The organism is Sphingopyxis sp. (assembly GCF_019459305.1).
In the GTDB taxonomy this organism is placed as follows: Bacteria; Pseudomonadota; Alphaproteobacteria; order Sphingomonadales; family Sphingomonadaceae; genus Sphingopyxis.
In genome coordinates, this window is the sequence record NZ_JAIBES010000087.1 from 1 (window position 1) to 13,669 (window position 13,669).

Sequence of the window (13,669 nt, forward strand, 5' to 3'; positions counted from 1 at the left end):
GCTGAAGACGGCATCTCTAAATGCAACCCAAATCGCGGCTGGGCGAGCAAAGGCAAAGGTTCAGGGCGGCATGCGCAGCGCTGGGCTGGGCAGGCTCGGCAACGCCATCGGGAACGGTGGCGACTTGGGCAAGCGCGGCGCCGTACGCGCACAGGGCGGCGGCTGGTCAGCGTCGGGCTGGGTGCACGTCCGCAGCAAGTCCGAGCGCACCGTCGGCGCGATCGAGGCCTACACCGCGGGCGCCGAGATATCGCCGCGCAAGGGCAGGTGGCTGTGGATTGCGAGCGACGACATTCCGGCGCGGGTCGGCAGGCGCAGCGTCACGCCGGAAACCTATAACCGCCTCGGCCTGGCAACCAAGATCGGGCCGCTCGTGTTCGTGCTGACCCCCAGCGGCCGCGCGTTGCTGGTGGTGCAGGGCGCAAGTTTGAGCGCGTCGGGCAAATCGCGGTCGGCCAAGTCACTGCGCAAGAACGGCGGACTGCGGAAAGGCCAGGTTGCCGCCGAGACGATCGTCGCTTTTGTCGGCATCCGGCGCACCTCGCGCGCGGCGCGGGTCGATGTAAACGCGATCATGCGGGATGCGCAGGCTTCGTTGCCGGGGCTGATCGATCAGCAGTTGGGCAGCAGGTAGGTGCATCCGGGAAGGGCCCGGCCTTCGCAATCAGGAGCAAGGGCCGGTCAGTTGTCTGGCGCTTGCCAATTATGGCTCGCCCAAATCGTGACCCGCCGCACGGGTCGACGAATAGAAGCGGCAGCTCCGGCGACGGATCTAGAGACGGCTCAGTCCGAGAGGCTTTCGTCCTCGATCGCCGCAGTGATCATCCGATCCCAGATGTCGGCGTCGCCCACCGCGATCATGCGGCCACTAGGTTCGCGCAGGGTGCGCAGCACGGCAAGCGCCGCCGGAGCATAGTCGGGCCACAGCCCGTCGACCGCGGGTCCTGCCGACTCCATGTCGCCTTCGGCGTTGCGGCTCAGGGCATGCCCGGCCAGGACGCGGGCAACACGTTCGACAGGCGCGGTCTTCGCAGCATCATATTCGGCGGTCATATCTTGTCTTCCATGCATCGCAAACGCGTGAACGCCAGACCGGTTGCCGATTGACAGAAGAGGCGAGCAACCGGACGCGACTCGCACCGACGCTGGACGGTGAGGACCATTCTTTCGTCATCGTACCAGCGTCGCGAGGGATCGAGCCGACGCGCTACAGGTCGAGCTAGTCACCATTTCGCAACGCTTTGCCCATAGTTGAGCGGGGCGTCTCAAGAAAGGGCGGCAGGGGAATCTTGCCGCCCCTTTTTGCGCAACCGAATAGCAGCCCGACGTTCCACCGCTCCGTTTACATCCAGCAGTTTTGAGTGCCGGAAGAAGCGTGCTATTCCGCAGGAGCAGGCATCGGCCCGAAACCTCCAAATTATTTGGAGGAGTCCGTCATGTGGAATGCCATCTCAGAAATTGTCAAAGAGTTCGTAACGCACGGGCATCCTAACCGCGCGTTCGCCGTCGTCGTCATCGGCGCGGCGACGTGTCTGGGCATAGCCGCAATCCCGTCATTTTGGTGACAGGCAATTGGTGAACGTCGCTCACACGCGGCAATTGCCAATGCCGCAAATCATCGAGTGGAAGCGGCAGTTGAGGCGCCGACGGTGAGCGTGGCGTGCGCGGGCGGTGCGTGGGGAACGATCGATGCACATTTTGACTCCACAACCTCTCAAAAACTCGGCATCGCTGATCAAATGGGGAAAAGGGAAACTGTCGTCACCAGTCTGAGCGGCGTTGGACTCGCGCTACTGGGGCTCTTGGCGCCACTGATCATTCCATCAAACATCCCGGAATGGCTTTTGCATGGCGCGATCGGCTTCAGCTTGGGCTTGGCGACAATTCCTTGGATCTTCGGGAGAGAAACCTCCGGCGCTGGTGCCGACACCGTGAAGAAAGCAATCTACGATCGCCGGCGGCATAATATTGACGCGTGCCGGGCACTGATTGCCGGCTGGTTCAATCACAGTCCGATTGCTCAGTTGTCTGCCATGGAAGATTTGCCCGAATATCAAGCACTGCGCGGCCACTTCACCGCTGCGTTTTTTGCCCAGTTGCGCCGGAAAGAGACGATAATTAAACCGGACATGCGTCCCTACTTCATGTCGCTGTTAGCCAGCGAACTTGACCGCATCGAGCGCAAATGGGGCATGGCTTAGCACCCACCAAAGCCCCGCCTTGGGGATCGTCAAAGCTCATCGTGACGTGATATCCAGCCGGCATGAATGACAACTCACCGCCCGCCGATCATCCTGCCGTGCAGAGCGCGATCTATCATCTGACGTTGGCGCTGATCCGGTCAGGATCCCTCAAGCCCGCGGAACTGACCGCTGCCGCTCGCCGCGTTGCGGACGAAGGCAAGCTGAACGATCCGGAAAGCCAGACATGGCAGGAGTATGCGGCCGTTCTTGGACTTGCCGCCGACAACTTCGACCCGGGAACCCGAAAGCCGGTCATTGGGGTTATCGAAGGCGGGAAAGGTACTGAAACCCCGCAAGGGTAGCTGCCGCCGCGCATACCCCAATACGGCCAGATTGACACCAATTTGGCCGTATTGAACGAAGTTGGCCCTTGCCTTAGGTTCGCTGTTCGCCGCTAAATAATCGGCGGCGTGTCGTACGCTCCCGCGCGCATATCGGGGAAGGACGAACGGGGTTGGTGGTAACGGTTGGCCTTGCGGCTATTGGCTTTTTGCTGATGTGCGTGACGCTCGTTCTCATGTATTATCTGCGCGACGATGACGTGAGCTAGCTCCGTGACATGGCGCTGCGCCTTTAGGCATTAACTTAGAGCAATCAAAAACAGTGGCCAGGGCCGCAACCTATTCCAGCATCCGGTGATTTGTCTCGCAGCCCCGTCGCTTTTCAACCCAGGCGACGGGGCGACCTTCACCGAATCGTTGCGAACAAGATGAGAACATCGTTAGCGTTGGCCAATGGAACTCGATCGCGTTTCCGGCTGGCTGCGGAATGTCGTAACCGCCAAGCTTACCTGCCGCGGATGTGAGCGGGTGACGACGATCGGCCTCGACAAACTGCTTGAGATGAGCGCGGCCAATGACAGCTTCACCTGGTGGCGCGGACGGTTCAGATGTCAGAAGTGCGGGACGAAAAGTCCGTATCTTGCCATCGTGCCATCGCACTTGACGCCGATGCGATATGGCGCGCATCCGTCGAAGGCGACCAGCGGCGAGGGCGAATATGATAGGGATGACAATGCCAAAATATGAAGTTCGCGGGCCTGATCCCGATGGGGATTGGTTCGTGGTCCAAATCGAGGATGGCGAGGAATTCGCGATCGATGAGGCATTCGCGACCGAAGCAGCAGCGACAGCGGGGGCGGCCAGGCTATTCGGCCTGACTGCCGATATGACGGCCGACCATGTGGTGGGCTCGCCCTAGGCGAGGCCGACGCTCCGCTTTGCTCGCCGACGGTTGCGCATAGCCGCGCCTATTACGCCAAAGCCGACCAGCATCATCGCCCACGTTCCCGGCTCCGGCACCGCGGATGAAATGCTTAGGATCGGCGCCCGCAATAACGTCATTGTCGGGTAGATATTTCCGTAAGTGAACGCGTCTTCCTGGCCCATGCTGGAGTACGCAATGACTAGCCCACCCCCCGCGGGGAAATTGGAAAAAATCGACGCTGGGTCGCCGGCGGCGAAGTCTGCAAACAAAAGCGGCGTGTCGATCCCGGACATTGCGCCGTAGAGCCGTGTCCCTGCCGCCGCGCCCCCCGCGTAGTGGGGGACTGGCATGGCCCAGGGCAGCCAGAATGCCGCGCGGTGTATTTCACCCAGCTGCGACAGTCCGAACAATTCTATGAAAGGTGCCGGCGAAATATTCGCATTGGTGCCGCCCAAGACGTCGATCTGTATTTCCGACGACACGGACACGCTGCCGCGAATCTGGGTGAATCCGTTATTGTCGGCAACCCGCACATCGTAGATCGTCGTTGCAGCTACGGCTTCCCTAGGGGCAGTGGACATAGCGAGGCACGCCAGAGCAAAAAGCCCAATCGATTTGATCAACGCACCCATTTTTCATTCCCCCAAAACAACGGGGCGAGCGGTATCAGTCTGATAATTTTTGTTCAACTCGCTTAACCACTCGCTCCCACCGAAGGGGCATACCGGTGTTGAACGCCCAGCTGGCGCCAGCAGCTCGCTAGAATGACGCCGACTGACTTACAGTTCGACGCCATATCGGCGATGCTTATGAACAAAGATCGGCACCAATCTGCCAGTTCTTATTATGCAGCAGGGCCTCGCAATATCGCGAGATTGTTTAGCAGTTCAGTACAGTCTCGCCGCCGTGGTGGCGCTGATGCCCATCACCTTTCACGCAGAGCAGCGTTGATTGCCGCCAAGGTGTCGATCACCTTGCCTCTCACGCTGACCGTGTGGGTTTCGTCAAACGCCAGATCGGTGAGCGGCCCGTCGTTGTCGGTATCGCCGTCAATCACTCGGATAAGCTCGACGTTGACGTATACCGGGCCACCCTCTCGATCTGTGAAGGCGACGAGCTTTGTTACAGTTCTCCTGCCTCTGCCCGCCCATACCGCGCCTCAGCTTCGCGCCTCGCAAGGACAGCGTCACGGAAGCGGGCGAACTCGCCGAGCTCGACGCGCTCACCAGCAACCCCGATGCGCGCGCGCCACACGCCCTTGGTTCTGCGCCAGTGTACGCCCGCTACGCCCGACTGATTGTCCACCCGCGGTAGCCCCCTTGGACGAGGCCGTGGGGGCACACGCATGTTGGCGAGCCGACCGTCGGTGCGATCGCTATTGCGCAACCTGACATTGCCGATCGGCCAAGCGCCATGGTGCAATGCCCAGGCGACACGGTGCGCGCGGTAGGGGCGGCTGAACAGCATCAGCATCGGATAGCCATGGCCATCATCGCTGAGCGCCACGTCAGCGCCTGCGTGACGCGCGTTCCATCGCTCAACGTCGTCAGGGACCGCTAGGCCATGCTCTGCCAGCGTCTCGGCGTTCCTGTGGCGCCACGAGAGGGCACCGGTGGTAGGATCATAGGTCAGCAGGGCGCGGAGGGCTTGAGGGGTCAATAGGTCGGTGCAGGTCATCGTGGCCACCTCATCAGCGGGCGGGCGATCTGGCGCCCATGTCGATGAAGTCATGATGGGCGAACAGGCAGCGAACATCAACGAAAAACGGCGGAAAACCGTGGGTTTTTTTGCGGGTCCTACTTGGGGGATTTGGAAACCCTATGCGCTGTGGAACCGCGAAATTCGCATCAGGCCCGGTTTTCGGCGTTCGGCAGAGTTTGAAGTGCCCGTTTGTTTGCCCCGCAGCCCGAGCAACCAGCAGAATGCGATGTAACGCGGCCTGGTTCGAGCGGGTCGGTGCCGGGATAAATGTGGCGGCTGTGGACTCTGATCAGATTATCGGGAACAAGCTTCGCGGGGCAAAATTTGGGCGGTGTTTTCTCTGCAATGTCTGCAATCAATCGGGGCAAAGAAATCGCGGTTTTGAAGGGCGAGCAGTCCGGCGCCAGCGATCTTCGTAAGTCAGGCGCCGCGACTGATGTGCAAGGCAGCGCTAGTGAAGCGGCGACCGCACCGTTGGGGCGTCAGCCATCCGATAAAACAGACAGCCCCGCAACGGTCGATCAGGCCCATATTGAGCAGCCGGATCCATATGCGTTTCGAGATCTAGCCGCCCAAGAGGATATGGCATTTTGGGCGATGTGGATGTTTGTCGCCGCGATGGCAACCTTTGTCGTAACCAGCCTGGGTACGCTTTTGATATGGCGACAGGTAAAGCTGACCAGAGTGGCGGTCGAGGATACCGGGAAAGCCACGATGGCGATGGAACGGCAGAATGAGATTGCCGAGCAGTCGCAACGGCCCTGGCTTTCGGTCAAGTACCGCGCGCTGGGCCCCGTCGTGCGCGAACCGAGCGGGCAATTTTTCTTCAGTTACAAAATAATCGTGACAAACACCGGGCAGTCGCCGGCTATCGGAATAGTGGATCATGCAATGATCTCGCAGATCGAGCCCGGTCCCGTGGGCTTGCAGCGCTTTACTGACGAAGCAATGGCTTTGCTCTCTGAGACCAGCTCTGCTCTTGCCCCAGGTGAAGAATCGCAAATGGACTGCGCCAAATTTTACGTGCAGACGACGCATATTTCGCCAAACGGACTTCTTGCGGATGGCTCCCTACCCAGCATCTTGGTCGGGGTAGTTTATCAGAATCCGCGCGATGGCGTTCCTCACTGCACGGTGCTGAATCTTCACGTTGGGCAGCTGTTTTCAGAGGATGGACCACAAATTCGGGACGCAAGATCGGTCACACTGAAGCGTAAGGTCATGACCTAGCAGATTACCCGCCACGGATGAAAAGGACCGGCCCCGAACCATGTCGAGGCCGGCCAGTGTGTCCGCGTCGAATTGCCGCCCATGTCAGGTGGTCCGCGGAGGTCTTTAATTTGGTGAAACGGCGGCCGACCAGGACGACGAAGACTTAGTCGGCCGCCGGACCGGGCCGGAAACCCAAACGGCCCGATCACCCCGAAACCGAGCGGGAAAAGGACACCCGCTCGGACCCGATCTCATTGAGTGGAAAAGTGCGTTCGGATGCTGATAGGCAGCGCGGCGCCCTTGCCATCCAGGGCCCTCAGCGCCGTAACGATCTCCACCGGCGCTTCGACTGACCCGCGGAGGCGGAGCAAGAGGCCGAAATCGTCGACGGCGCCTTTCACCATTAAGCCGACGGCCCTTGCTTCGCGCCAGCCATTGTCGGTCGTGCCGGAAATAGCCGACAGCGAGGCGAAGATTTCGAGAAGGCGTTCGGCCATCGCAGTTGCTTCTTCGGTGAGCTCATCAACCAGAGGTTGCACGATCGGCTGCAGCTTCTTTTTCGCTCCCCGCTTCACCTCGACCAACTCAGAGCGCGCAGCTTGCGCGCGCCGACCAAGGGAATGCGCGCCGGCAAGCAGTGCGGCGTTCTCTTTTTCGAGACTATCCAAATCGGGGCCGAGCACCGCGGCATCGCTCGGCGCATGGTTGGCTAGCAGTGCGTCAGCTACCGCCGCGCCACTCGGGCCGCGGAAATCGGCAATTTCGCGGACGATCGCCGTGCACCGTTCTCGGGCAGCCTTCTCGGCCGTCAGTAACTGGTCGATGTTGGCTTCGATCTGGGCGATACGTACATTCTCTGCCGACAGGTCCAGGGCCGCGAATGCGTTGGTAGTAGCTTCGATGGTTGCGTCGTTCATCGCGCGGCACCCTTTCCTTTATTGGCCCATGCTCGATCCCACACGGAGTCGGCTCGCTCGTCGGCAGCGGATCGCTTGCCCCCGCCGAACGCCCGCTGGTTGGCCAGAATTTTCTGGGCCGTGGCGGTCGGGGGCGTAATTCCCTGCTGGGCGACGAGAATTTTTGCGGAGGTCGCGTTGATGCCTCGATCCTTGGCGATCCTGGCGTATGCTCGATCCCAAACCGCATCGGCCGCGCGCTGGCGATCGGTGGGGGCGTTCGCTAGCCGCTGCAGCAGTTCCGCGTCGGTCAGACCCTCGGTGCAGAGGAGCATGGCTGAGCCGTAGCGACCTTTTACAGCATCGTGAGACATCATACGCGTCAACTGACCCTGGATCTTTGACCAGGTCTCGCGGTAGGTTTGCGCGTAGACAGGCCCTTTCGCTGCAACGTCGGCAGGCACCTGCACCTGCGGTTTTGACGAGACGGGCGCGGCACGCGTCGGCGCGCTGGGTTTGGGAGGGGTGGCCGCAACAGATTTTGGCGCTGCCGCCTTAGCCGCGGGAGGTGAGGCCGCAGTTTTGGCAAGACGGTGTGGCGCTAATCGAGTCGTAAGCCCCGATTGGCGCAAGGGTGCGTCCATGACTGATTCAAGCATACCTTGTTGCCGGAGCCATGCTACGTGAGCGTGCATTCCCATATTGAATTCCCTTCTATTTTAGATTTTTACCGAGCGCCGTAGCTGAAGCGGAAGCGCCGCCCCCTTGCCCTCGAGCGCGGCGAAAAGTTCAGAAACGGACTGCGGCACGTCGGCGGTGAGGCGATTGGCGATCAGCTTGTCGTGACCGATCAACGCCGGCAGCACTCGCCGCAGCACGCGTCTCTCGCTGTCGCTCAAGTTCAGGGCATCTTGGAACGATGCGATCGAGGCGTAAGATTGAACGATGATCTCGGCCGCGGCCTCAGCGTCGGACATAAGGGCCGATATCACCGACGACATCGCGGACTTTGCCCGTGCCAAGGCTTGGCCGCGCACTTGCTCAATTGCGCTCGCCAGCTCGGCCCGGCGCCGGTTCAACTCTGCGATGCCTGCTTCGAGCTTGTCCCGCTCGGCGCGCAATTCATGTTCGCTGGGCCCGGCATCTGCTGGGCGCCTATGCGCGAGCAGAGCGTCGGCCATCGCACGGCCGGTGCTGGCTTCGGCATTGGACAGCTGGCGCTCGATGGCCAAGGATTGCTGATCGGCGGCCTCGATCGCGGTGTCGATGTCGGCGATCTCGCGCTGGAGCGTATCAACCCGCGCATTTTCAACGCTGAGGTCGATTTCGGTAATGCTCTTCGCCACGTGCGCGAAATTTTTCATGGGGTCGTCCTTTCGATTTCTGGGTTCGGTAAGTTGGCCTGCCAAGCGATAGGCAATCCCGCAGATCGGGCTTTGGCTTCAGCGCGCCGCTTCAATTCGTCGACGGCGGCACGAAGGTGCGCGGGCCCCGGTCGACCGAAGGCGCTGACAAAGTCGGGGTCGCGGAAAAATGGACGGTCGTGCTGGTCGGCCTCGATCCAGTTGGCGATCGCGACCGGGATGTCGGTGCCGCCGTCGATCACGTCGTGGCGCCCAATCGAAGGATGCGAAGCCCTGCGTTGAGGAATTCCAGTGCGGCGATTTCCCGCTCTCGCTCGACATTGCGATCTTCGATAATGCGGGCTGCGGCGCGGAGCTCGGCATCGGTCGAGGCGGCGAAGCGCGCCAGGTATTCCGGGTGCAGCCAAAATGGCCGGTGGCGCAGGTTGGCTTCTGTCCAGTCCGCGATATCGATCGAGCGCTGGATGCTCTCGGGGCTGAGCGTGGCGAGCATCTGGTCAGGCCCCGACCAACTTGCGAAGCGATTTCGCGGTGACGATCGATCGTCCGCGCAGCTTCACGATTTCAAGACGGTTTTCCTTGGCCAGAGCGTAAATCGTAGTTCGGCCGACACCGACGAGCTGGCTCGCTTCGTCGATGCTATAACCGAGCGGTTGGATGTTGGAGATTGCCATGTCGTCACCTGCGGATTGCTGCGGACGACTGCGATTATCTGCGGGATAAACTGCGCCGCGAACCCTGCTTTTGGCGCACTCCGGCGCACTCTTGGCGCAGAGTTCGGCGCACGGTCAAATGCCTAAAATGCGCTTTGCCTCGGTATGAACTGCGCGGATTCTCTTGCGATTGGCGCTGGGAAACTGGTCGAGGAACTCGGGCGTCATTGCTCGTTCCCCGTGACGCTCGCGACGGCTGTTTCGCTCCCGAATCCAGCTAACCGCCCATGCGGTCATTTCTTCCTCGCTACCAGGCATCGCGACCCCAAACCGCCGAAGGAAGCCGCGAGTTTCGCTTCGATGGATGCTGACGCCGACCGCACGCCGCACAAACGGCACGGTACCGCGCCGCCGACTCCCCGACAGCGCGAACTCCCCGCGGGCCCAACTCGTGTTTGTCGACCAGGCATTGCGATCGTCGGGCTGATTACCCATTTGCTCGCCGTCCTCGATCCATCCTGAGCGAGACCAGAACGCAGGCGGTAGCGTGAAATTCTCCGCAGATTCTGGATAATCGCCGACCGTGAAGTCGCGCGCATTCAATCCGACAAACGATTTGCACTTGGCGCGAATCTCGCCGCGGTGCAGCGCGTTGACGATCTGTCGCCGCGCACCCGCTATGCCCAGCGCTGACGCCAAGGTCTGCTGTAGGTCGAAAATTGAAATGTCGTCCATGCCCGTCTCCCGGATGGGCTCCCATGATGGTGGCGGGGGCAGCGCTCGGGAGAAGCGTGTTCGGCTGGCCGGCCTAGCCCCTGCCCGACTATGCCAGTCGGCACGGTCGATCGAAACTCTATGCACTGGCTATGCGCTCAACTTCGGCGAGCGCGAGCTTCACGTCGGCGCGGGTGACGTCCGGAAAGGCGCGCCGGAACTCTGCCGAAACGAACGGCCGTGAGACCTTCGGATGCGCGAGCAACCAGTCAACGATCGCATTCGCTCGCCGCATGGCTGACGCGCGTTGGCGATCCTTAAATGCGGTCGAGCCTACGGCGGCAAGCGGCGACTTTCGGTCGTCGGTCATGCGTCGACCTCCGCGTCGACGCCCATATGCGCAGCCAGCGCGATAATCTCGTCGCTGCCAAGGTCGCGGACCATGCGCTTGAGGACATGCGGATTCGGTGTTGGCAGGATCAGGGTTTTGCCCGACCATGCGCCGCCAGCTTTTTCCCAAGTGGCGAGCCAAGCCGCGGGTTCGAACTTTTGATCAGCTTCCATCGGTTCAGTCCTTTCTGCTCCACTGCCAACTGGTGCACTGCTCCGCTCCACCTCCACCCCCTCCCCCTTTAGGGGAGGGGGGTGGTGGAGCAGGTGTAGCGCGCACCACTGCGCCACCGCGCTCCACCTATTTGTTTACGGTGGAGCAGTGGGGCGTATGCTCTCCAACGACGACGTATTTTCGAGGCTTGCGCTTGCTGTCTCTCCGTTCCTCAATCCTGAGCGCGCCGGAGCGGATCCATTGGTCAACGATGGCCCGAACCTTGGCCTTGCCGGGGCTTGCTGAAATATCGACTTCGAGCACTTCGGCCACGAGATTGCCGACCCATTCGCTCGCCTGATGGTTTTCGCGCCACTCGCCGCCCGCCAGTCGCTCCTGCACGTTGCGCAGATCGTCGACCGAAACGTCATCGAACGGATCGGGCAGCGACCAGGGCTCGACTACTCCGACGCTATCGCCGGGCTCGCCATTTTCCAGATCGACACTGACCAGCCGAAACCAGTCTGCTGCCTCGGCCGGCGCCCTGTTCGCCTTGTCGTCCTGAACCCGAATATAGCGACGGCGATCGTCGGCCATGATGCCGAGCCGCTGGGCTTCGGTCTCGTCCATTCGGTTCACGACGAGCGCCGAGCGGGCGGCGTTCACAAGGGCGGACGCACCGCGCGACGATTGCGCCGTAACTTCGCTCGAGCCGTTCTTGCTGGCGTGATGCACCAGCACGATCGAGCAGTTGGCGTCACGAGCGACGCGCGCCCACGCTTTGGCGATCCGGTCCACGCGCGCATTGTCATTTTCGTCGACCTCGTGGGATGAAACGAACGGATCAAGGAAGAGCGCATCGATCTCGCGTCGCTTTAGTTCACGGGCCAACTGCCGAAAAACCGGCTCGAATAGGTGGAACTGTCCGTCCCGTATTGTGGCGGTGCACAACGTGCGGCCTTCCAATCCGCTATCAACGTAAAGCCCGGTCAGATCAGCGGGAGCAATTCCATGATGCTTTGCTGCGGCCTGGATTGCGCGCGCGAGCTCGTCGCCGTCGTCTTCAAGGTTCCAGATCCAGACGCGCTTCTGGCCGCCCCAAACCGGCTTGCCAAGCAACTGGCGCCCAGTGACCAACGATAGCGCCGCGGAGGTCAGGAAGGTCGTTTTGCCGACTCCGCCCGGCGCGATGACGCACGCGACTGTACCGCGCAGCAGCCAGCGTCCTAGCAGCCATTGCCGTGGAGGCAGTTCTGTCGGCTCGCGCCAATTGTAGGGGGTCGCGGAAATCGAAGACCGCGAGACAGTTTCGGGCGGCGAAATATCTTCGATGGGTCGACCATAATCCCGCAGCGCATTGCCTTGTTCGGCGTGCCAGCTGATGAGCTCGCGCCTCGCCGCGAAGTCGATAATCTGGTCAGCGAAATCGCGAGCGCCGATAATGCCCGCGCTACTCGCCGTAAGCTGGGCGAGATAGCCGACACCGCCGACGGCCTCCATTGCCTCGTCATCTGCGAAAAGCGGCTTAAGCGACACGGGCGATGCAACCCCGCCGCGATCGATTTGGTTCAGCGCATGTGTGAAGATGCGACCGTGCAGTGGCTCGAAAAAATGCTCTGCTCGAAGCTGGGGCGGCAACTTGGCCGCGATAGAGTTTTCACAGAGAATTGCGCCGATCAGCGCAGCTTCGGCTTCAATATTTGCTGGCGGCTTCGGCTCCTCGCGGCCGAGCGTGAAGGCGGCCATTACTCTGGTTCGGCGTCGCGAAGATCGAAAAGTGGCAGGTGCCGACTGTCGGCCTGGCTCAGGCCCCATGCGAGGGCAATACTGCCATCGGTGAACCAGCGCCGCTCGTGTTTCTGCCCAGCGCGGCCGCGGATCGTAACCGCGACCATGTCGGCGCCGGCGACGTCATGGCGCTCGATCATAACGCCGATCCAGTTTCCGCCCCGCGGTGCGGGTAATTCGAGGGCGGGCATCATGCGGCATCGCCCAAGAGGAACTGACGCCCGCTATCGGCGGGGATGAGGCGTCGGCCCCCGACCATTCGGGTTTTCAGCCGCCCAGCATTGATATGCATATAAACGGTCGTGCGACCGAGACCCGAGATCTGACAGAATTCGCTGATCGTGTAGGTTAGTTTTTGGAGCAGTTCGTTATCGGTTGCCATTGGCTCACCCCGTGCGCTGTTGAACGAGGCCGAACAATTATGATGCCAATCAGGGAATTAAAAAGGACACCGCTTTCAGTTCGCGCTTCCCCTAGGTCTTCCGCGGGTTTTGGGAAGTTGATCGAGCGCCGTTTTGATTGGGTCGTCAACGAATTCCAGCTGCACCGTCGTTTCATTTAGCCGCAGCCATAATCTATCGATTCGGGAAACTGATCCTGCTCTCACGTGTCGAAATCGTTTGAGCCATTTTTCCATCGCCGCTGCTCCAACATCGCCGCTATGACTTCGTGTGCTGCGCGACAACGCGGCAGCAATTGCAAATGCCGACTTCATCCCGGGTTGATCGGGTGGCGGGTTTTCGGGATCGTGCAAGTGCTCGCCGAGCACTGATGCGGCGATTAGCCGATGTTTGTAGGCCCAGACGATGCGGGAGAGGCGGCCAACGTCAGCCTCAAATTGCTCCGGGTTGTCCCGGCCGTCCCGTACGTGGTCGGACCACCCCCGTAGAAGGATTAGACGTGCAGCTTCCCTATCGGGGTGGAAGCCTACCGCTTCATTTGCCTCAGCCCACGCCATCGCAAGCTTAAGGAGCGAATTGCAGACAGCGAGAAATGAGAGTTCAACCGATATCATGCCGGGGGGCGCCTCCGGATCTTCGGCAACAGCATCCGGGTCAACACGCGAGATGAGATCGGAAAAAATGCGGCGGTGCTCGTCTAACCTGAGATCGAACTGTGGGCCGGTTTCGTCACCCTCTTCTAAGATGCGCCACGCCTCAAGTACTGGGAAGGCCAGTTTGGAGCCGAGCGAGTGGCCCTCCCGAAACCAATCATAATTTTCCTCTTCGTTCGCTGCTGATACATCGCTATCCATCGCGCCCCGCCTCCCAAGCGGCTCCCGGTAAATCGCAGGGGAAGCACGTGGGAAACGCGCTTGTCGGCTGGCCGGCCTATCCCCTGACTCGAG

General features: G+C 61.0%; 24 protein-coding genes. 7 read left to right on the forward strand and 17 right to left on the reverse strand.

All coding sequences use genetic code 11. The features are described 5' to 3' along the window. On the forward strand, positions 1-634 hold a 634-nt coding region (locus K0M74_RS10300), incomplete at its 5' end, for a hypothetical protein (RefSeq protein WP_293971503.1). 149 nt (positions 635-783) lie between these two features. Here the strand turns inward: K0M74_RS10300 and K0M74_RS10305 are convergent. After that, positions 784-1,053: a hypothetical protein gene (locus tag K0M74_RS10305; RefSeq protein ID WP_293971505.1), complete on the reverse strand. Its 270-nt coding sequence runs from the start codon at positions 1,051-1,053 to the stop codon at positions 784-786. 569 nt (positions 1,054-1,622) lie between these two features. On the opposite strand from K0M74_RS10305, the gene K0M74_RS10310 reads away from it, so the two are divergent. From K0M74_RS10310 to K0M74_RS10325, 4 genes are all read left to right on the forward strand, one after another. After that, on the forward strand, positions 1,623-2,201 hold the full coding sequence (locus tag K0M74_RS10310; RefSeq protein WP_293971507.1) for a hypothetical protein: 579 nt from the start codon (positions 1,623-1,625) through the stop codon (positions 2,199-2,201). A gap of 62 nt (positions 2,202-2,263) precedes the next feature. After that, entirely contained in the window at positions 2,264-2,545 is a 282-nt protein-coding gene (locus K0M74_RS10315; protein WP_293971509.1) for a hypothetical protein, read from the forward strand. Between the two features lie 432 nt (positions 2,546-2,977). Then, complete coding sequence (locus K0M74_RS10320) at positions 2,978-3,271, forward strand: hypothetical protein (protein ID WP_293971511.1); 294 nt, start codon at positions 2,978-2,980, stop codon at positions 3,269-3,271. 34 nt (positions 3,272-3,305) lie between these two features. Next, complete coding sequence (locus K0M74_RS10325; RefSeq protein WP_293971513.1) at positions 3,306-3,443, forward strand: hypothetical protein; 138 nt, start codon at positions 3,306-3,308, stop codon at positions 3,441-3,443. Here K0M74_RS10325 and K0M74_RS10330 read toward each other — a convergent pair. From K0M74_RS10330 to K0M74_RS10340, 3 genes are all read right to left on the reverse strand, one after another. Then, on the reverse strand, positions 3,440-4,081 hold the full coding sequence (locus K0M74_RS10330) for a PEPxxWA-CTERM sorting domain-containing protein (RefSeq protein WP_293971515.1): 642 nt from the start codon (positions 4,079-4,081) through the stop codon (positions 3,440-3,442). The genes K0M74_RS10325 and K0M74_RS10330 overlap by 4 nt on opposite strands. Positions 4,082-4,374: 293 nt before the next feature. Continuing rightward, a complete protein-coding gene (locus K0M74_RS10335) occupies positions 4,375-4,506 on the reverse strand; it encodes a hypothetical protein (protein ID WP_293971517.1) in 132 nt (43 codons plus the stop codon). Positions 4,507-4,571: 65 nt separating this feature from the next. Next, the gene (locus K0M74_RS10340) at positions 4,572-5,126 is read right to left on the reverse strand and encodes an HNH endonuclease (protein WP_293971519.1); all 555 of its coding nucleotides are present in this window, start codon (positions 5,124-5,126) and stop codon (positions 4,572-4,574) included. On the opposite strand from K0M74_RS10340, the gene K0M74_RS10345 reads away from it, so the two are divergent. Both K0M74_RS10345 and K0M74_RS10350 read left to right on the forward strand, forming a co-directional pair. Beyond that, positions 5,116-5,382, forward strand: a complete 267-nt coding sequence (locus K0M74_RS10345) for a hypothetical protein (RefSeq protein WP_293971521.1) — start codon at positions 5,116-5,118, stop codon at positions 5,380-5,382. The genes K0M74_RS10340 and K0M74_RS10345 overlap by 11 nt on opposite strands. A 113-nt stretch (positions 5,383-5,495) precedes the next feature. Next, positions 5,496-6,380: a hypothetical protein gene (locus K0M74_RS10350; RefSeq protein ID WP_293971523.1), complete on the forward strand. Its 885-nt coding sequence runs from the start codon at positions 5,496-5,498 to the stop codon at positions 6,378-6,380. A gap of 233 nt (positions 6,381-6,613) precedes the next feature. On the opposite strand, the gene K0M74_RS10355 is transcribed toward K0M74_RS10350, so the two are convergent. From K0M74_RS10355 to K0M74_RS10415, 13 genes are all read right to left on the reverse strand, one after another. Continuing rightward, positions 6,614-7,279, reverse strand: coding sequence for a hypothetical protein (locus K0M74_RS10355; protein WP_293971525.1), 666 nt, complete (start codon positions 7,277-7,279; stop codon positions 6,614-6,616). Continuing rightward, positions 7,276-7,722 carry a hypothetical protein gene (locus K0M74_RS10360; protein ID WP_293971528.1) on the reverse strand — a complete coding sequence of 149 codons (447 nt, stop codon included), beginning with the start codon at positions 7,720-7,722 and terminating at the stop codon, positions 7,276-7,278. The genes K0M74_RS10355 and K0M74_RS10360 overlap by 4 nt, the downstream gene beginning before the upstream one ends. A 255-nt stretch (positions 7,723-7,977) precedes the next feature. Next, positions 7,978-8,622, reverse strand: a complete 645-nt coding sequence (locus K0M74_RS10365) for a hypothetical protein (protein WP_293971530.1) — start codon at positions 8,620-8,622, stop codon at positions 7,978-7,980. Then, complete coding sequence (locus K0M74_RS10370; protein ID WP_293971532.1) at positions 8,619-8,864, reverse strand: hypothetical protein; 246 nt, start codon at positions 8,862-8,864, stop codon at positions 8,619-8,621. Before K0M74_RS10370 ends, K0M74_RS10365 begins: the two co-directional genes overlap by 4 nt. Further along, a complete protein-coding gene (locus tag K0M74_RS10375; RefSeq protein ID WP_293971534.1) occupies positions 8,861-9,115 on the reverse strand; it encodes a hypothetical protein in 255 nt (84 codons plus the stop codon). The genes K0M74_RS10370 and K0M74_RS10375 overlap by 4 nt, the downstream gene beginning before the upstream one ends. 4 nt (positions 9,116-9,119) lie before the next feature. After that, complete coding sequence (locus tag K0M74_RS10380) at positions 9,120-9,296, reverse strand: helix-turn-helix domain-containing protein (protein ID WP_293971536.1); 177 nt, start codon at positions 9,294-9,296, stop codon at positions 9,120-9,122. 114 nt (positions 9,297-9,410) lie between these two features. Continuing rightward, positions 9,411-10,010, reverse strand: a complete 600-nt coding sequence (locus K0M74_RS10385; protein ID WP_293971538.1) for a hypothetical protein — start codon at positions 10,008-10,010, stop codon at positions 9,411-9,413. A gap of 118 nt (positions 10,011-10,128) precedes the next feature. Continuing rightward, entirely contained in the window at positions 10,129-10,359 is a 231-nt protein-coding gene (locus K0M74_RS10390) for a hypothetical protein (RefSeq protein WP_293971540.1), read from the reverse strand. Continuing rightward, positions 10,356-10,553, reverse strand: coding sequence for a hypothetical protein (locus tag K0M74_RS10395; protein ID WP_293971542.1), 198 nt, complete (start codon positions 10,551-10,553; stop codon positions 10,356-10,358). The genes K0M74_RS10390 and K0M74_RS10395 overlap by 4 nt, the downstream gene beginning before the upstream one ends. Positions 10,554-10,680: 127 nt before the next feature. After that, positions 10,681-12,279 carry an AAA family ATPase gene (locus K0M74_RS10400; RefSeq protein ID WP_293971544.1) on the reverse strand — a complete coding sequence of 533 codons (1,599 nt, stop codon included), beginning with the start codon at positions 12,277-12,279 and terminating at the stop codon, positions 10,681-10,683. Beyond that, a complete protein-coding gene (locus K0M74_RS10405) occupies positions 12,279-12,515 on the reverse strand; it encodes a hypothetical protein (protein WP_293971546.1) in 237 nt (78 codons plus the stop codon). The genes K0M74_RS10400 and K0M74_RS10405 overlap by 1 nt, the downstream gene beginning before the upstream one ends. Continuing rightward, the gene (locus K0M74_RS10410) at positions 12,512-12,703 is read right to left on the reverse strand and encodes a helix-turn-helix domain-containing protein (RefSeq protein WP_293971549.1); all 192 of its coding nucleotides are present in this window, start codon (positions 12,701-12,703) and stop codon (positions 12,512-12,514) included. Before K0M74_RS10410 ends, K0M74_RS10405 begins: the two co-directional genes overlap by 4 nt. 75 nt (positions 12,704-12,778) lie before the next feature. Beyond that, complete coding sequence (locus K0M74_RS10415; RefSeq protein WP_293971552.1) at positions 12,779-13,576, reverse strand: hypothetical protein; 798 nt, start codon at positions 13,574-13,576, stop codon at positions 12,779-12,781. Positions 13,577-13,669 lie beyond the last annotated feature (93 nt).

Bases quoted from the DNA above. Each gene is read 5' to 3' on its own strand.
- K0M74_RS10305 (WP_293971505.1), bottom strand. From the start codon at position 1,053: ATGACCGCCGAATATGATGCTGCGAAGACCGCGCCTGTCGAACGTGTT.
- K0M74_RS10315 (WP_293971509.1), top strand. From the start codon at position 2,264: ATGAATGACAACTCACCGCCCGCCGATCATCCTGCCGTGCAGAGCGCG.
- K0M74_RS10320 (WP_293971511.1), top strand. From the start codon at position 2,978: ATGGAACTCGATCGCGTTTCCGGCTGGCTGCGGAATGTCGTAACCGCC.
- K0M74_RS10330 (WP_293971515.1), bottom strand. From the start codon at position 4,081: ATGGGTGCGTTGATCAAATCGATTGGGCTTTTTGCTCTGGCGTGCCTC.
- K0M74_RS10340 (WP_293971519.1), bottom strand. From the start codon at position 5,126: ATGACCTGCACCGACCTATTGACCCCTCAAGCCCTCCGCGCCCTGCTG.
- K0M74_RS10350 (WP_293971523.1), top strand. From the start codon at position 5,496: ATGTCTGCAATCAATCGGGGCAAAGAAATCGCGGTTTTGAAGGGCGAG.
- K0M74_RS10355 (WP_293971525.1), bottom strand. From the start codon at position 7,279: ATGAACGACGCAACCATCGAAGCTACTACCAACGCATTCGCGGCCCTG.
- K0M74_RS10365 (WP_293971530.1), bottom strand. From the start codon at position 8,622: ATGAAAAATTTCGCGCACGTGGCGAAGAGCATTACCGAAATCGACCTC.
- K0M74_RS10375 (WP_293971534.1), bottom strand. From the start codon at position 9,115: ATGCTCGCCACGCTCAGCCCCGAGAGCATCCAGCGCTCGATCGATATC.
- K0M74_RS10380 (WP_293971536.1), bottom strand. From the start codon at position 9,296: ATGGCAATCTCCAACATCCAACCGCTCGGTTATAGCATCGACGAAGCG.
- K0M74_RS10385 (WP_293971538.1), bottom strand. From the start codon at position 10,010: ATGGACGACATTTCAATTTTCGACCTACAGCAGACCTTGGCGTCAGCG.
- K0M74_RS10390 (WP_293971540.1), bottom strand. From the start codon at position 10,359: ATGACCGACGACCGAAAGTCGCCGCTTGCCGCCGTAGGCTCGACCGCA.
- K0M74_RS10395 (WP_293971542.1), bottom strand. From the start codon at position 10,553: ATGGAAGCTGATCAAAAGTTCGAACCCGCGGCTTGGCTCGCCACTTGG.
- K0M74_RS10400 (WP_293971544.1), bottom strand. From the start codon at position 12,279: ATGGCCGCCTTCACGCTCGGCCGCGAGGAGCCGAAGCCGCCAGCAAAT.
- K0M74_RS10405 (WP_293971546.1), bottom strand. From the start codon at position 12,515: ATGATGCCCGCCCTCGAATTACCCGCACCGCGGGGCGGAAACTGGATC.
- K0M74_RS10410 (WP_293971549.1), bottom strand. From the start codon at position 12,703: ATGGCAACCGATAACGAACTGCTCCAAAAACTAACCTACACGATCAGC.
- K0M74_RS10415 (WP_293971552.1), bottom strand. From the start codon at position 13,576: ATGGATAGCGATGTATCAGCAGCGAACGAAGAGGAAAATTATGATTGG.